Genomic DNA, 14,808 nt, shown 5'->3' with positions numbered 1-14,808 from the left:
CAATGAGGGCAGCGCCCTCCCGTGGGGAGGGTCGGGTGCTGTCCGGCCTATCGGCCGGAGAAACTGCAGCCATAGTGGCACGGACTTCCCGCGGACATGCGCGGCGCCTGGTTTTTTCTGGCTTACTGGCCGTGGATCTTTTTCAGCGCATAAATCAGGTCGCGCTTCAGTTCCTCGAACGGGCGCTGGGCGGTCTCCATCGCGCGGCCGATCAGCACGTAATCCCATCCCGGGCGGCCATGCGCGGGGAGAATCATCCGTGCAGCCTCGCGCAGCCGGCGCTTGGCGCGGTTGCGGGCGACGGCATTGCCGACCTTTTTGGAACAGGTGAACCCCATGCGGATGCCGCCATTATCCTGGCGGTTGCGGCCCTGGACCATCATGCCCTTGGTGCCCTGCTTGCGGGCAGGCGGGCGGGCACAGGCAAGGAAATCACGGCGCTTGGCCATGACCTCGATCTTTGGCGCATCAGCTGCGCAAACGGACACCGCCGGAGGCGTGTCCCCGCGGGCAGCAGTGCCGTCCTTGGGGGCCTCCGGCGGTGTCATGTCCGTCAGAACTGGAACTGAGCTTATGCGCTCAGTTCTTTCCGGCCGCGGGCGCGGCGTGCGTTCAGGATCTTGCGGCCAGCTTTGGTGGCCATGCGCGCACGGAAGCCGTGGCGGCGTTTACGAACCAGGTTCGAAGGCTGATAGGTGCGTTTCATCGCTCCGGTCTCCACATTGTATCTTCGGGCAGGGCGCGGAATCGCCTCCCGGGGGTCTATCTCGAAGCCCGGTCTTTAGGAGGGAACGGCGGGTAAGTCAAACCCTGCGAGGTGAGAAAACACCTTTTAGGGTGAGAAAACCCCTGTAAGCATGGCGGCGCGGAACCCTGGCGTGCAACATTTCTGCCAAAAACCGCACCGGAACAGCCTCCGGGCAGGGCGGATGTAACATCCGGGCAGTGATTCTGCCACAAACCTCACGAATCCGGGGGCAAGCGATCAAGCAGCCGTGAGGCAGGGCTGCCCACCCTCGCCTGCGGGCCATTTAACACGTAGCTACACTGCACTGCCACAGAGACGGACGTATGAGCGATATGAGCGAGACACCCAAGACCGATTCCGAGCCAAAGGATCAGCCTGCGGCCAAGCCGGGCATGGCCCGCCATCTGCCGTTGATTGCCGTCGCGGTGGTGGCACTGATCGGGGCGGTGACGTTGAAGGACTACCTGAGTTTTGACACGCTGCGCGACAACCGCGAGGCGCTGATGGCGTTCCGGGATCAGAATTACCTTGGTCTCGTGGCGCTGTTCATGGGGCTCTACATTGTGATCGTGCTGTTTTCGCTGCCGGGTGCGGCGGTGGCCTCGGTCACTGGCGGGTTCCTGTTCGGACTGGCGGCGGGCACCGCGGTCAACGTGATTTCGGCCACCATCGGTGCGGCGGGCATCTTTCTGGCGGCGCGCTGGGGGCTGGGCGCCGCGCTGACCGCCAGGATGGAAGCGGCAGAAGGCCGGGTGCAGATGCTGAAACAGGCGCTGCGCGAGAACGAGGTCGAGGTGCTCTTGCTGTTGCGGCTGGTTCCGGCGGTGCCGTTTTTTGTCGCCAACCTGCTGCCCGCGCTGGTCGGTGTGAAGTTCCGCAACTTCCTGTGGACCACGGCGGCGGGGATTATTCCGGGCGCCATTGTATTTACCTGGATCGGGGTCGGGGTCGGGTCGGTGTTCGACCGCGGTGAAGACCCGGATCTGAGCCTGTTGTGGGAGCCGCATGTGATCGGGCCTATTCTGGGCCTGTGCGTGCTGGCGGCAATGCCGATCCTGGTCAAATCCGTCCGCGGCACCCTGCGTGGCAAGAACAGCAAGGATACCTGAACATGAGCCGCATAGAATGTGATCTCCTGATTATCGGCGCCGGGTCGGGCGGGCTGTCAGCGGCTGCCGGTGCCAGCCAGATGGGGGCGTCGGTTGTGCTGCTGGAAGGCCACAAGATGGGCGGCGATTGCCTGAACTACGGTTGTGTGCCCTCTAAGGCGCTGCTGGCCAGCGGCAAGGCGGCGCACGCCCAGGCGCATACCCAAGCCTTTGGTGTGCCGGATCAGCACCCGCAGGTGGATTATGCCGCGGCCAAGGATCATGTGCAGGCGGTGATTGATACCATCGCCCCGGTCGACAGCCAGGAACGATTCGAGGGCCTTGGCGTGCGGGTGATCCGCGAGTTCGGCCGCTTTGTTTCGCCAACAGAGGTCGAAGCAGGCCCGCACCGGATCATTGCGCGGCGGGTGGTGATCGCCACGGGGTCTTCGCCGCTGGTGCCGCCGATCCCAGGGCTGGACAAAGTGCCTTACGAGACCAACGAGACCCTGTTTGAACTGCGCGAGAAGCCGGAGCATCTGTTGATCATCGGCGGTGGCCCGATCGGCATGGAGATGGCGCAGGCGCATGTGCGCCTGGGCTGCAAGGTCACTGTGATCGAAGGGCTGAAGGCGCTGGGCAAAGATGATCCGGAGGCCGCAGCGCTGGTGCTGGACAGCTTGCGCGCAGAAGGTGTGGAGATCGCCGAGGGCGCCATGGTCTCGCGCATCGGCGGTCAGGCCGGCGCGGTTGAGGTGGAGGCCAGGGACGGCAGCCTGTTCAAGGGCAGCCACCTGCTGATGGCGGTGGGGCGCAAGGCCAATATGGAGCGGCTGAACCTCGCTGCCGCCGGGATTGAAACCAAAGGCAACGGCATCAAGGTGGACGGCAGTCTGCTGACCACCAACAAACGTGTCTATGCCATCGGCGATGTGGCCGGCGGGCTGCAATTCACCCATGTGGCGGGCTATCACGCAGGCATAATTATCCGCTCAGCCCTGTTCGGCCTGCCGTCCAAGGCCAAGACCAGCCATATCCCCTGGGCCACCTATACCGATCCGGAACTGGCACAGGTCGGCCTGACCGAGGCGCAGGCGCGGGATATCTACGGTGTCAAACTGGAGGTGGCACGGTTCGATTACCATCACAACGACCGTGCCATTGCCGAACGCAGGACCAAAGGCTTCATCAAGGTAATGGTTTTCAAGGGCCGTCCCGTAGGCGCCACCATCGCAGGCCATCAGGCGGGGGAATTGATCGGCCTGTGGTCGATGGCGCTGGCCAACCGTTTGAAAATGAGCCAGATTGCAGCCATGGTTGCGCCTTACCCCTCCATCAGCGAGATTAACAAACGGGTTGCCGGGGCCTATTTCACCCCGCGGCTGTTTGAGAGCGGTTTTGTGAAACGCGCTGTGCGCGTGGTGCAGCGCTGGATACCTTGAGGTAAAGGCGGCGGGATGCTCAACACGCTTTCGGGCAGATTTCTGGTCCTGACCACGGTCTTCGTAATGCTGGCCGAGATCCTGATCTTTGTGCCCTCGATTGCGCGGTTCCGCGAGGATTTTCTGGCCGACCGGTTGCAGCGGGCGCAGATCGCGTCGCTGGCGCTGCTGGCTGATGACATGCTGGCGACGGAACTGGAAGCGGAGCTTTTGGAGAACGCAGGTGTCTATAACGTCGTGCTGCGCCGCGACGAGATCCGCCAGCTGATGCTGGCCTCGCCGATTCCGCAGCAGATCACCGGCACCTATGATCTGCGGATGGCCGGGGCAATGACTCTGATCCGGGATGCGGTGCTGCGGCTGTCCCGGCCGGAAAACGAGATTATCCGGGTAATCGGCGCACCGGTGCGCGATGCGGGGATATTGATCGAAGTCACCATGGAAACTGCGCCCTTACGGATGGCGATGATCGATTACGGGGTGCGGATCCTGGTTCTGTCGGCGGTGATCTCGGTTTTTACGGCGCTTTTGCTGTTTGTTGCGGTGCGGATTGTGCTGGTGAAACCGATCAAAAGCGTCGTCGGCTATATGCAGCGCTATGCGGCGGCGCCTGAGGATGCGCGCGGCATCATCCACCCGAGTTCCAGCGTGGTGGAGCTGCGCGAGGCAGAAGAGGCGCTGATGCAGCTGCAGACCGAGCTGACCCACGCGCTGAAGCAGCGCGAGCGGCTGGCCCAGCTGGGCGGCGCGGTCGCCAAGGTGAGCCATGATCTGCGCAATATCCTGACTTCGGCGCAGCTGTTCACCGACCGGATCGAGATGAGCGAGGACCCCCTGGTGCGGCGGCTGGCGCCGAAACTGGTGAACTCGATCACCCGCGCGGTCTCCCTGTGCGAGGGAACTCTGGCGTTCGGGCGCGCCGAGGAGCCGTCGCCCACCTTTGCAGTGGTCTGCCTGCATGAAATCACAGCGGATATTGCCGAAAGCGAGCTGCTGGCCGCGGACAGCGCATTGGTTGAGATCGTCAATGCAGTGCCCAAACCGATGATGCTGCGCGCCGATTCCGAACAGCTGTTCCGCATAGTCATGAACCTGGTGCGCAACGCCCGTCAGGCGATCACCGCCACCGGCAAGCCGGGCAGGATCACGGTCGGCGCGCGCGAGGAAGAGGACGCCTGGTACATCACCGTTGCCGACACCGGCCCCGGTTTGCCGAAAAAAGCGCAGGACAATCTGTTCACCCCGTTCCAGGGCGGTGCCCGCAAGGGCGGCACCGGGCTGGGCCTGGCCATTGCGGGCGAGCTGGCCCGCGGCCATGGCGGATCGGTCGTGCTGAAGGAAACCAGCCCGGACGGCACGGCATTCGAGATCTGCCTGCCCAAGGGCGACGGCACGATTTGACCGTGGCAAGCAGGCTGACGGGAATATGCAGGCTGGAGGAAACTAATTTTGGGTTTTGGGGTTGCGACTCTCCAGCGCTATGATTACACCCCGCCGCAGTGGACCGATAGCTCAGCTGGATAGAGTACTTGACTACGAATCAAGGGGTCGGGGGTTCGAATCCTCCTCGGTCCGCCACTTTTTCTATTGTCGAATGCCAAGCAAAGCTGACCTTCTTGTCAGGTTTCTGACCCAAACCCAGAAAACGAACGTTCATGCGGTAGGCAGCGAAGGTGCCAAAAGAGCCCAACCTGTACCTTGGATTTCTTTGCTGAGAGCGCGCGCAGCGCGAGATTTGCCGCAGGCGCTCGGATGTCAGCGCCGCAGGGCAGCGGGAAGACCGGCCGTTCGTCGACCATGCAGAAAACTTGAGACGGCAGATTTACGGGTCGCCGGACAAAGCTGCCTTTTGCTGCGCACGCTCCAACGGCAGGATCATCCGCTTTGCGACTGCGGCTGACGGCCCCTCAAACGGGAAGTGGGGCTTCTCTGCAAAAGCGAGCTGCCAGTTTCGGTTTTAAAGAGTGGACTTTCGGCTAGGTAACAAATTGACCTCCGCCGTCCGAAGGAAGTACCGCCTTGACCAAGTCTTTAGTGTCTCAACTAACTTGTGAATTTTCTTGTCTAAGTGGCCCGCAGCTTTTCTTCACAAGCTTGATGAAGGTTTTCACGACAAGGTTTGGCTCCACGCCGCGCTTGCGCACCAGCTTGATTTCGGACTTCAGGTCAAACATGCCGTCCCCCACAGAGCGCACCCGCCCTTCGCGCACCCAGATATTGGCAAAGCTTTCCGGCAGGTAGCCGATATAACGGCCGGTCAGGACCAGCATGGCAATGCCTTCGATCTGATGCGCGCTGGCGTTGGAGGGCAGCCCGCGCGAAACCGGGGCCACCAGGTCTTCGTTTAGATAGGCCCGCTTGCAGAAATTGGCCTGGGGCAGAAAATCCTCAACCTGAGCAGGGGTGTCAGCCGTGAACAGCGGATGCCCGCGGCTGCAATAAAGTCCGATCCGCTCGAACCCCAAGGTCTCATAGATCAAACCGGGCTTGTGCTTATGAAACACGCCAACCCCCAGTGCGATCAGCGCATCCTGTACCGCCATCTCAATGTCATCCGGCGCCAGGGAATGCATTTCGACCTCGACCTGCGGCGCAATCCGGGTGAATTCGCCCAAGGCACCCATGATCGGCGCCTCGTTGTTGAACACCCAGTTGTCGATCGCCGCCACCGAAAGCCGCCCCACCAGCTTGCCGCGGGTGCCGTCCACCGTCTCGCCGAACTGGTCCAGCGCTGCAAACAGCTTGTGCGAGGCGGCATAGACGATCTCGCCTTTGTCGGTCAGCCGGAACCCCTTGCGGCCGCGCTGGCACAGGCGCATGCCCAGCCGGGTCTCTAGATCGGCAATCTGCCGCGATATGGTCGACGCTGAGACATTCAAAGTGATCTGCGCCGCCGAAAATCCGCGCGCCTTCACCACCGTGCAGAACACGTAGAGCAGGTGCAAATCGGCTTTGGAAAGGGCGGGTGGCAGCATGAGCTCACCATACTTGTAAAAACGTAAAAGTTAAGTCCTTTAGTTTGTGGTTTAATAAAAACAAAACCCGGCCAATCCTGTTTGCCAAGCATGTAATGACGGGGAGGTTGAGCAGCATGGATGCAAGCACTGCAATGGCCAAGCGCTGGGGGATCAACAACGACTATGCCAAGCTGACGGATGTTCTGCTGGGCAAGCCGGAGTATTTCAAATGGGTCGAGGCCGGCCCCTTGATCGGCCGCACCCTGGCCAATGCCGATAAGACCGGCGTGCAGTTCGATCTGCAGCTGGCGATGAAGCAGCACTCGGAGATGGTATCGGTCTTAGAGGGAGCGGGTGTCACCTGCCACTATCTGGACAGCGACGAGGTGCTGCACCGCAATTTCTTTGCCCGCGACAGCTCGGCCATGACGCCCTGGGGCGCGCTGATCTGCCATATGCAGCTGAAATGCCGCCGTGCGGATTACGCCACCGCGATCAAATTCTATCAGGAAAACGATATCCCGATCTGGAAGTTTGCCACCGCGGGCCATTTCGAGGGCGGCGACTTCAACATCATCGAGCCGGGCCGGGTGCTGATCGGCTATTGCGGTGAGCGCTCCGAGAAAGAAGGTTCCGAACAGGTCGCCGAGTTTGTCCGCGCCGAGGGCTGGGAGGCCGTGGTGGCCCCGATCAGCCGCGAATTTGTGCATATGGACGGGCTGATTGTTCCGCTGGCGGAGAAACTGGCAGTGGCCTGTATCGACGCAATGGAACCCTGGCTGGTGGACATCGTCAAGGGCTGGGGCATCGAGATCGTCGACGTCTCTTATGCCGAGGCCAAGAACCTGGGCGTGAACCTGGTTGCACTGGGGGACGGCAAGGTGCTGTCGATGGCCGGCGCCAAGGATCTGAACGCCAAGATGCGCGCACTTGGGTTCGAGGTCTACGACCCCGACATGTCGATGTTCACCCTGGGCGGCGGCGGCGTCCATTGCCTGAGCCAGGCGCTCTGCCGCGAAGACGCCCCGCAAAGCGCATGAGCAGCAACCACCGCATAAACGGCGCCCGGCTGTGGCAGAGCATCATGGAGATGGCCATGATTGACGCCCTGCCGGGCGGCGGCTGCGGCCGGCTGACGCTGTCGGACGGCGATCTGAAGGCGCGCAAACTGTTCACCCGCTGGTGCGAGGACGCAGGCTGCACCGTTACCTACGACCGGCTGGGCAACATGTTTGCCCGCCGCGAGGGCCGCGACCCGGATGCCCTGCCCATCGCCATCGGCAGCCATCTGGACACCCAGCCGCATGGCGGCAAGTTCGACGGTGTCTATGGCGTGCTGGCGGGCCTGGAGGTGGTTCGCACGCTGAACGATCTGGGGTTGGAAACCGATGCCCCGATCGAAATCGTCAATTGGACCAACGAGGAAGGCGCCCGCTTTGCGCCCGCCATGCTGTGCTCGGGCGTCTATGCCGGGCTGTTTGATCTGGAATTCGCCCTCAGCCGCGAAGACGCCGAGGGCTTGAGCTTTGGCGATGAGCTGGAGCGGATCGGCTATGCAGGCTCCGAACCCTGCGGCGCCCACCAGTTCGGCGCCTTTCTGGAAGGCCATATCGAGCAGGGCCCGGTGCTGGAAGCCAATGAAGAGGTGATAGGTGTGGTCACCGGCGGCCAGGGCCAGCGCTGGTATGATGTCACCGTCACCGGGCGTGATGCCCATTCCGGCTCCACCCCGATGCAAGGGCGCAGCGATGCGCTGGTGGCGGCGGCGCGGCTGGTTCAGGAGGTGCAGCGGATCGCCCTGGCCTATGGCCCCGACGGCGTCGGCACCGTGGGTGAGGTGCACGTCAGCCCCAATTCCCGCAACACCATCCCTGGCGAAGTGCGCTTTACCATCGACGTCCGCCATCCCGACGACGCGGTTCTAAGCGGCATGGACAACGCCATCCGCCGCGCCGCCGCCGAGGAGCAAGAGGCAAAGGTCGTGCTGGACATGATCTGGCACAACCCGTCAGTGAAGTTCGACGGTAACTGTGTCGGCGTAATCGAAGCCGCGGCCAAGAACAGCGGATTGCCCTGGCGCCGGATGGTGTCGGGCGCAGGCCATGACGCCTGCCAAGTCGCCCGCAAGGTGCCCACCGCGATGGTTTTTGTGCCCTGCCGCGACGGGCTCAGCCATAACGAAGCCGAATGGGCCGATCCTGACCACCTGGAGGCCGGTTGCAACGTGCTGTTGCAAGCCGCCCTGACCCTTTCAAGACAAATGGTCCTGGCATCCTGATCACGCGCCGGACGCACAATCAAAAACAAAGTGGTCAACCAACATGGGAGAAGAAACATGAAGACGACAAAGACTCTGGCAGCCGCCACATTGGCCGCCGCCCTCGGCAGCACTGCCATGGCGCAGGATGTAGTGATCGGGGTGCCGAACTGGGCCTCTGTCCGTGGCACTGCGCACATCCTGAAGGTAGCTCTGGAGGACAATCTGGGCCTCTCGGTGGAGCTGCAGAACGGCACAAACCCGATCATCTTCGAGGCAATGGATTCCGGCGCTATGCATGTGCACCCGGAGGTTTGGCTGCCCAATCAGCAAAACCTCCATGACACCTTCGTTTCCGGCAAGGGCACCGTGGCGTTGAACCCGAACGCGGTACTGTCCGACCAGCAGATCTGCGTCACAAAAGACACTCAGGAGCGTACCGGAATTTTGGCGCTCAGCGATCTGACCGATCCGGACATGGCCGCCAACTTTGACACAGACGGCGACGGACGCGGCGAGATGTGGATTGGCGGCGCAGGCTGGGCCTCGACCAATGTCGAAAAGATCCGCGCCAAATCCTATGGCTACGCCGAAACCATGAACCTGATGGAAATGGACGAAACCCTGGCGCTGGCCCAGGTCGACAACGCGGTGGCGCAGGGTCAGAACATCGTCTTTTACTGCTATACGCCGCACCACATGTTCTCGCTCTATGATCTGGTTCCGCTGAGCGAGCCCGCCTACGACGCCGGTGAATGGGACGTAAAACAGCCGACCGATGACCCAAACTGGCTGGAGAACTCCAAAGCGGGCTCAGCTTGGGACGCAGCCAAGCTGCATGTGTTCTATGCCGCTGGTCTCTCCGACAGCCAGCCCGAAGCAGCGGAAATGCTGGGCAAGGTGAGGCTGACGACGGAGCAGGTGAACGCGGTGGTCTATGCGCTGTCGGTGGATGGCCAGGATCCGGCTGAATTCGCCCGCAAATGGGTCGATGAAAACGCCGATCTGGTGGACTCCTGGTTCCAGTAAACTGCCGGAACCCAAGGGCCACAGGCGGGCGGCAGCGCTGCCCGCCAAACGAACCGGGACATCCGGAGACTGAACTGATGACTGACAATGTGATCACGCTGGACGGCGTGTGGAAAATATTCGGCAACAATGCCGATGCCGCGATGGCGGCGATCCGTGAGCGCGGCCTGGGCAAGGCCGAAGTGCTGGCGGAATTCAACTGTGTGGTCGGCATCGCCGATGTGTCCTTTGAGGTGAAGCGCGGCGAGATCTTCTGCGTGATGGGGCTGTCGGGCTCCGGCAAATCCACCATGGTACGCCACCTGAACCGGCTGATTGAGCCTACTGCGGGCAATATCTCGGTGATGGGCCGGGATATGCTGACCCTGCCAGACGCTGCCTTGCGCGAAATGCGGGCGATGAACATCGGCATGGTGTTCCAGCATATGGCGCTGCTGCCGCACCGCACCGTGCGCGACAATGTCGGCTTTCCGCTGCAGGTGCGCGGCGAGCCGAAATCCACCCGCTGGGACGTCTCCCAGCGCTGTTTGGACAAGGTCAATCTCACCGGTTTCGAAGACCGTTTCCCGCGTGAGCTGTCAGGCGGTATGCAGCAGCGGGTCGGGCTGGCCCGGGCATTGGCGTCGGATCCCGATGTGCTTTTGATGGACGAGCCCTTTTCGGCACTCGATCCGCTTATCCGGCGCCAGTTGCAGGACCAGTTCATGAAGCTCTCGGCTGAGCTGAACAAAACCACCGTCTTCATCACCCACGATCTGGATGAGGCGATTCGGATCGGCAACCGCATCGCCATCATGAAGGACGGCCGCATCGTGCAGATCGGCACGCCGGAAGAAATCGTCACCCAGCCTGCCGACGACTACGTGCGCGACTTTGTCGAGGGCATCTCGAAACTGAAACTGGTCTTTGCCCATTCAATCATGGTGCCGATCAGCGAATACGCACCTACCCGCTCGGTGGATTTCGACGAAAGCCCGCGGGCGCATCACGGCACCGATCTGGACCAGCTGATCGATATCGCGACCTCAACAGAGAACGTGATTGTCATCACCGGCGACGATGGCGCCGACATCGGCGTCGTCGACCGCGCCACGCTGCTGAAGGGCATTCAGGGAGGCAAGGCATGAAGGATACTTTGTTTGAATCACGCGGTCTCAGTGTCGAAGAGTTCGCGGTTGAAAACGGGCCGTACTATGCCCGCGAATTTGCCCGTATCCAGGGCAAGACCGGCTTTGCCTGGTCCTGGAACGCCATGGCCGCTATCTGCGGTCCGCTGTGGGGGGCTGCGCGCGGCGCCTGGGGCTTCTTTTGGATGTTCCTGGTACTGGAGCTGTTTGCCCTCGTGCAGATCGGCCGCGGCCTGTGGGGGGAGCTGGGCGCCGAACATCTGGTCCGCTATGAGCGGCTGCTCACCAACATCGCCAAACGCGAGGCCCAGGCCGCGGATCTGACCGCCGCCGGGGACGCCGCCGGCGCGGCTGCCAAGCTGAAGATTGCCGATAACCTGCGCGCCGCCGCCGACAAGGCGCTGGAGGCTGCCAATGCTGCCAACAGCACCGCAATCGCTATTCTTCTGACCGGCCTCGCGCTGATGGTTGCGATCAAGCTGGCTGAAGGTTTCTATGCCAACACCGCATTTGAGGCACAGTATCTGCGCTGGCGTTCGGGTCAGAAGGCACAGTCAGGCATGAACCGCAGCGGGCTGATCTTCGGTGCCATCGGGTTGCTGGCAATCTGGCCGCTGACGCTCGTGCGCTTCACCGTCGCCAAGCCGGATGAGGCGATGGCCAGCGTCACCGGCGGGCTGCTGGGGGAACGCTTGCCGATCACCGAATTCCCGGTCGGCAGGGAATACTTCGCCGCGCTGTCCAAGAAAGGCGATGCCGGGTTCGACTGGCTGGCCAACAACTTTGGCAATGTGTTCGACGGGGTGACCGCGGGTATCCGCTGGGTTCTGGACGGGCTGGAGGTGCTGCTGATTCAGACCCCCTGGCCGGTGGTGATGTTTGTAACCGTCATCATGGCGCTGCGCTTGGCCGGGCCGCGGGTGGCGATCTTTACCGCTGCCTCACTTGCTTACCTCGCCTTCATGGGGCTGTGGGAGCTGGCAATGATCACTGTGGCGCTGATTGGTGCCGGCGCCTTTCTGTGTGTGGCAATCGGCATTCCGCTGGGCATCTGGTTCGGTAAGTCCAAACGTGCCTATGCCATCGCGGAACCGGTGCTGGACTTCATGCAGACCATGCCCGCTTTCGTCTACCTGATCCCGATCATCGCCTTCTTTGGCACCGGCAAGCCGCCGGGTGTGCTGGCAACGCTGATCTTTGCCATGCCGCCGGTGATTCGCCTGACCGCTTTGGGCATGCGCGGCGTGCCAGAGACGACCAAGGAAGCCGCCGTCGCATTCGGTTGCTCGCGCCGCCAGTTGTTGCTCAATGTCGAGCTGCCGCTGGCACTGCCTTCGATCATGACCGGCATCAATCAGACCATCCTGATGTCGCTGTCGATGGTGGTGATCGCCTCGCTGATCGGTGCCGAAGGCTTAGGCGCCCTGATCTTGGAAGCGCTGCAATACGCGGCCAAGGGCCAGGGTCTGCTGGGCGGTCTCGCCATCCTTCTCTGCGCCATGGTGATTGACCGTATCGCACAGGGCGCCTACCGCAGGAGATCCGGCGAAAACTGAACCCTCCCCCGGGCTGTCCCGGACTGCCCCGGTGCCGCAACTTTGGCATCGGGGCCCTTTTCCCTCTAACCCCGAAAGACTGCTCATGGCTGACGAACACCTGAAATCCATGATGGAGAACCTCTATTGGTGGGGCATCCCCACCCTGTTCCGCTGCCCCAATGAAGGCCCGCAGGGCCAGGATATCGCCCTGGTTGGCGTGCCCCATTCCACCGGCAACGGCACCACCGAGCGCGACCAGCATCTGGGCCCGCGGGCGCTGCGCAATGTTTCGGCGGTCGGGCGGCGGATGCACGGTGAATTCCAGCTGAACCCCTGGGAAGCCGCCAAAATCACCGATGTCGGCGATGTGCCTTTCCCGCGCGCCAATGACAACGAAGACTGCATCGAGCAGATCACCCGCTTCTACCAGAAGGTCGATGCCGCAGGCGCCCGGCCTGTCTCTGTCGGTGGCGACCACTCGATCACCGGCGGCATCGTGCAGGCTATCGGCTGCGGCCAGATCACCAAGGGCGAGCCGGTCTGCTTCCTGCATTTCGATGCCCATACGGACGTCTTCACCAAAGTCGACCACTTCCTGGGCGCCAAGAAATCCGCCGCTCATTGGGGCGCCTATCTGGCTGATCAGGGCAAGGTAGACCCGCATCGTTCCATGCAGATTGGGCTGCGCGGCCATCCCCGCACGCTCGACTGGCTGCAGCCGTCTTATGACTACGGCTACAACATCGTCACCATGAAGGAATTCCGCAAACGCGGGCTGGAGGACGTGATCGCGCAGATCCGGGAAGTGATGGCGGGCAAGCCGGTCTACATCACCTTTGACCTTGATTGCCTTGACCCTGCGATTGCGCCGGCAGTGTCCAATCTGGAGCCGGGCGAAAAGGGGTTTGATATCGACGAAGCCGTGGCGCTGCTTCACAGCGCGCGCGGCATGAATATCGTTGGCGGCGATATCGTCTGTATGATGCCGACCAAGGACAGCCCGAACCAAATCACCGCCCTGACCGCCTCGGCCATCATGTTCGAGATGATTTCGATGATTGCGGAAAACGTGAAGAACGGAGCAACAGCATGACCCAGCCAGGCGACACCTTCTTTCAGCCGGTCTCAGCCATGGACCTTCCGCGCTTTGCCGGGGTGCCCACCTTCATGCGGCTGCCGTTGCTGACGCCAGAGCACCCCCGTTTCAGCGACGTGCAGATGGGGCTGGTGGGAGTGCCCTGGGATGGCGGCACCACCAACCGCCCCGGCGCCCGCCACGGGCCGCGGCAGCTGCGCGATTACTCCACCATGATCCGGGCGATGAACCCGGTCACCGGCATCAGCCCCTTCGCCGCCGTCAACTGCGCCGACCTGGGCGACGTGCCGCCCAACCCGGTGGACATCCCGGACAATCTGGACCGCATCACCGCCTTTTACACCGGCTTGAAACAGCAGGGCATCACCCCGATGACCGCGGGCGGCGATCACCTGATTACCTTACCGATCCTGCGCGCTCTGGCCCAGGGCGGCCCGTTGGGGCTGGTCCAGTTCGACAGCCACACTGACCTCTTCGACAGCTATTTCGGCGGCTGCAAATACACCCACGGCACCCCGTTCCGCCGCGCGGTGGAAGAAGGGCTGGTTGACCCGAAACGCTTTGTCCAGGTCGGTATCCGCGGCACCGCCTATAACACTGAGGACATCGAATGGGGCCTGGAGCAGGGCATCCGCATCATCCGCGTGGAAGAGCTGTTCGACCGCGGCATCAAGGAGGTGATGGCAGAGGTGCGCAGCATTCTGGGCAGCCAGCCCGCCTATTGCACCTATGACATCGATTTTATCGATCCCACCTATGCCCCCGGCACCGGTACGCCGGAAATCGGCGGCCCCAACAGCTTTCAGGCGCAGCAGGTGATCCGCGAACTGGCGGGCGTCACCTTGATCGGCGCCGATCTGGTGGAAGTGTCGCCGCCCTTTGACGAGTCCGGCGGTACCGCATGGCTGGGAGTGTCACTGATGTTCGAACTGATGTGCGTGCTGTCGCAGGCCCTGGCGCTGCGAATGGGATGAGCCAAAAAAAATATTGCATCCCAAGAATGGGTCGATGGTTGAACGGCCAGTAAAGAAACGTTGAACTCGAATGCCCGCTCTTTAGTTGCCGCTCTGAAGAAGATCAAACGAACGAAGAAGATTCCCTTGGGCTGACGCAGCCACGGCCAAGGACAACTTTGCTCGATTTCTGACCTTTCGTGCATTGAGCAGCACCCGGTGGTTTGGGCTCAGACCGGCCCAATGCATCCGCGGCGTTTCCCAAAGAACACACAACCTGACAACGGTCATTCAAACCACCAGTAAACTGAGGCGTCAGCGCTGTGCTGATGTCTGGGTTTGGCGGGAGGATTGGAGGGCAAACTATGCCAAGAGTCCAACTTCCCGCTGTCACCCCGAAACGAAGAGCCTGGAACAAGGGCCGGATCATCGGCCAGAAACGACCACTGTTGCCGAAACAGGTCTGGGCGATCCGCGCGCGGCTCGAACTGGCGGGCAACCTGCGCGATCTTGCGCTGTTCAATGTGGCAATTGATAGCAAGCTTCGCGGATGCGATCTGGTGAAACTGAGTA

The 14,808-nt window shown here is 62.0% G+C and carries 13 protein-coding genes, 1 tRNA gene and 1 pseudogene; 12 read left to right on the top strand and 3 right to left on the bottom strand.

The window, feature by feature from the left end:
- Positions 1-122: 122 nt before the first annotated feature.
- Positions 123-548: a ribonuclease P protein component gene (gene rnpA / locus L1069_RS19860; protein WP_129372180.1), complete on the bottom strand. Its 426-nt coding sequence runs from the start codon at positions 546-548 to the stop codon at positions 123-125.
- 23 nt (positions 549-571) lie between these two features.
- Complete coding sequence (rpmH, locus tag L1069_RS19855) at positions 572-706, bottom strand: 50S ribosomal protein L34 (RefSeq protein WP_008554144.1); 135 nt, start codon at positions 704-706, stop codon at positions 572-574.
- A 374-nt stretch (positions 707-1,080) separates the two neighbouring features.
- Here rpmH and L1069_RS19850 point away from each other — a divergent pair, with 374 nt between their 5' ends.
- From L1069_RS19850 to L1069_RS19835, 4 genes are all read left to right on the top strand, one after another.
- Positions 1,081-1,857, top strand: a complete 777-nt coding sequence (locus tag L1069_RS19850) for a VTT domain-containing protein (RefSeq protein ID WP_237456822.1) — start codon at positions 1,081-1,083, stop codon at positions 1,855-1,857.
- Positions 1,858-1,859: 2 nt separating this feature from the next.
- Positions 1,860-3,278, top strand: coding sequence for an FAD-dependent oxidoreductase (locus L1069_RS19845; protein ID WP_134828816.1), 1,419 nt, complete (start codon positions 1,860-1,862; stop codon positions 3,276-3,278).
- Positions 3,279-3,293: 15 nt separating this feature from the next.
- Positions 3,294-4,679: a HAMP domain-containing sensor histidine kinase gene (locus tag L1069_RS19840; protein ID WP_237456813.1), complete on the top strand. Its 1,386-nt coding sequence runs from the start codon at positions 3,294-3,296 to the stop codon at positions 4,677-4,679.
- 100 nt (positions 4,680-4,779) lie between these two features.
- Positions 4,780-4,856, top strand: a tRNA-Arg gene (locus tag L1069_RS19835).
- 461 nt (positions 4,857-5,317) lie between these two features.
- On the opposite strand, the gene L1069_RS19830 is transcribed toward L1069_RS19835, so the two are convergent.
- Complete coding sequence (locus L1069_RS19830; protein WP_237456812.1) at positions 5,318-6,253, bottom strand: LysR family transcriptional regulator; 936 nt, start codon at positions 6,251-6,253, stop codon at positions 5,318-5,320.
- A gap of 116 nt (positions 6,254-6,369) precedes the next feature.
- Here L1069_RS19830 and L1069_RS19825 point away from each other — a divergent pair, with 116 nt between their 5' ends.
- The 8 genes and pseudogenes from L1069_RS19825 to L1069_RS19790 form a co-directional block, all read left to right on the top strand.
- Positions 6,370-7,275, top strand: a complete 906-nt coding sequence (locus tag L1069_RS19825) for an arginine deiminase family protein (RefSeq protein ID WP_237456811.1) — start codon at positions 6,370-6,372, stop codon at positions 7,273-7,275.
- On the top strand, positions 7,272-8,513 hold the full coding sequence (locus L1069_RS19820; RefSeq protein ID WP_237456810.1) for a Zn-dependent hydrolase: 1,242 nt from the start codon (positions 7,272-7,274) through the stop codon (positions 8,511-8,513). Before L1069_RS19825 ends, L1069_RS19820 begins: the two co-directional genes overlap by 4 nt.
- 57 nt (positions 8,514-8,570) lie before the next feature.
- Positions 8,571-9,521, top strand: coding sequence for a glycine betaine ABC transporter substrate-binding protein (locus L1069_RS19815; protein ID WP_237456809.1), 951 nt, complete (start codon positions 8,571-8,573; stop codon positions 9,519-9,521).
- Between the two features lie 77 nt (positions 9,522-9,598).
- Complete coding sequence (locus L1069_RS19810; RefSeq protein ID WP_129372172.1) at positions 9,599-10,648, top strand: glycine betaine/L-proline ABC transporter ATP-binding protein; 1,050 nt, start codon at positions 9,599-9,601, stop codon at positions 10,646-10,648.
- Positions 10,645-12,204 (top strand): ABC transporter permease subunit, encoded by a 1,560-nt coding sequence (locus L1069_RS19805; RefSeq protein WP_237456808.1) that lies wholly within the window; start codon positions 10,645-10,647, stop codon positions 12,202-12,204. Before L1069_RS19810 ends, L1069_RS19805 begins: the two co-directional genes overlap by 4 nt.
- A gap of 85 nt (positions 12,205-12,289) precedes the next feature.
- Positions 12,290-13,279 (top strand): arginase family protein, encoded by a 990-nt coding sequence (locus L1069_RS19800; RefSeq protein ID WP_237456807.1) that lies wholly within the window; start codon positions 12,290-12,292, stop codon positions 13,277-13,279.
- The gene (locus L1069_RS19795; protein WP_237456806.1) at positions 13,276-14,256 is read left to right on the top strand and encodes an agmatinase; all 981 of its coding nucleotides are present in this window, start codon (positions 13,276-13,278) and stop codon (positions 14,254-14,256) included. The genes L1069_RS19800 and L1069_RS19795 overlap by 4 nt, the downstream gene beginning before the upstream one ends.
- Positions 14,257-14,600: 344 nt before the next feature.
- Positions 14,601-14,808 (top strand): annotated as a pseudogene (locus tag L1069_RS19790) (integrase); the annotation flags it as partial.

It is taken from the genome of Leisingera sp. MMG026 (assembly GCF_021654205.1).
Classification (GTDB): Bacteria; Pseudomonadota; Alphaproteobacteria; order Rhodobacterales; family Rhodobacteraceae; genus Leisingera.
The sequence above is the reverse complement of the archived record's forward strand: the minus strand, read 5'-3'. Positions and strand labels throughout refer to the sequence as shown.

Excerpts from the sequence above, each read along its gene's own strand:
- L1069_RS19805 (WP_237456808.1), top strand. The coding sequence starts at position 10,645 with ATGAAGGATACTTTGTTTGAATCACGCGGTCTCAGTGTCGAAGAGTTC.
- L1069_RS19795 (WP_237456806.1), top strand. The coding sequence starts at position 13,276 with ATGACCCAGCCAGGCGACACCTTCTTTCAGCCGGTCTCAGCCATGGAC.
- L1069_RS19840 (WP_237456813.1), top strand. The coding sequence starts at position 3,294 with ATGCTCAACACGCTTTCGGGCAGATTTCTGGTCCTGACCACGGTCTTC.
- L1069_RS19850 (WP_237456822.1), top strand. The coding sequence starts at position 1,081 with ATGAGCGAGACACCCAAGACCGATTCCGAGCCAAAGGATCAGCCTGCG.
- L1069_RS19845 (WP_134828816.1), top strand. The coding sequence starts at position 1,860 with ATGAGCCGCATAGAATGTGATCTCCTGATTATCGGCGCCGGGTCGGGC.
- L1069_RS19820 (WP_237456810.1), top strand. The coding sequence starts at position 7,272 with ATGAGCAGCAACCACCGCATAAACGGCGCCCGGCTGTGGCAGAGCATC.
- L1069_RS19810 (WP_129372172.1), top strand. The coding sequence starts at position 9,599 with ATGACTGACAATGTGATCACGCTGGACGGCGTGTGGAAAATATTCGGC.
- L1069_RS19815 (WP_237456809.1), top strand. The coding sequence starts at position 8,571 with ATGAAGACGACAAAGACTCTGGCAGCCGCCACATTGGCCGCCGCCCTC.
- rnpA (WP_129372180.1), bottom strand. The coding sequence starts at position 548 with ATGACACCGCCGGAGGCCCCCAAGGACGGCACTGCTGCCCGCGGGGAC.
- L1069_RS19825 (WP_237456811.1), top strand. The coding sequence starts at position 6,370 with ATGGATGCAAGCACTGCAATGGCCAAGCGCTGGGGGATCAACAACGAC.
- rpmH (WP_008554144.1), bottom strand. The coding sequence starts at position 706 with ATGAAACGCACCTATCAGCCTTCGAACCTGGTTCGTAAACGCCGCCAC.
- L1069_RS19800 (WP_237456807.1), top strand. The coding sequence starts at position 12,290 with ATGGCTGACGAACACCTGAAATCCATGATGGAGAACCTCTATTGGTGG.
- L1069_RS19830 (WP_237456812.1), bottom strand. The coding sequence starts at position 6,253 with ATGCTGCCACCCGCCCTTTCCAAAGCCGATTTGCACCTGCTCTACGTG.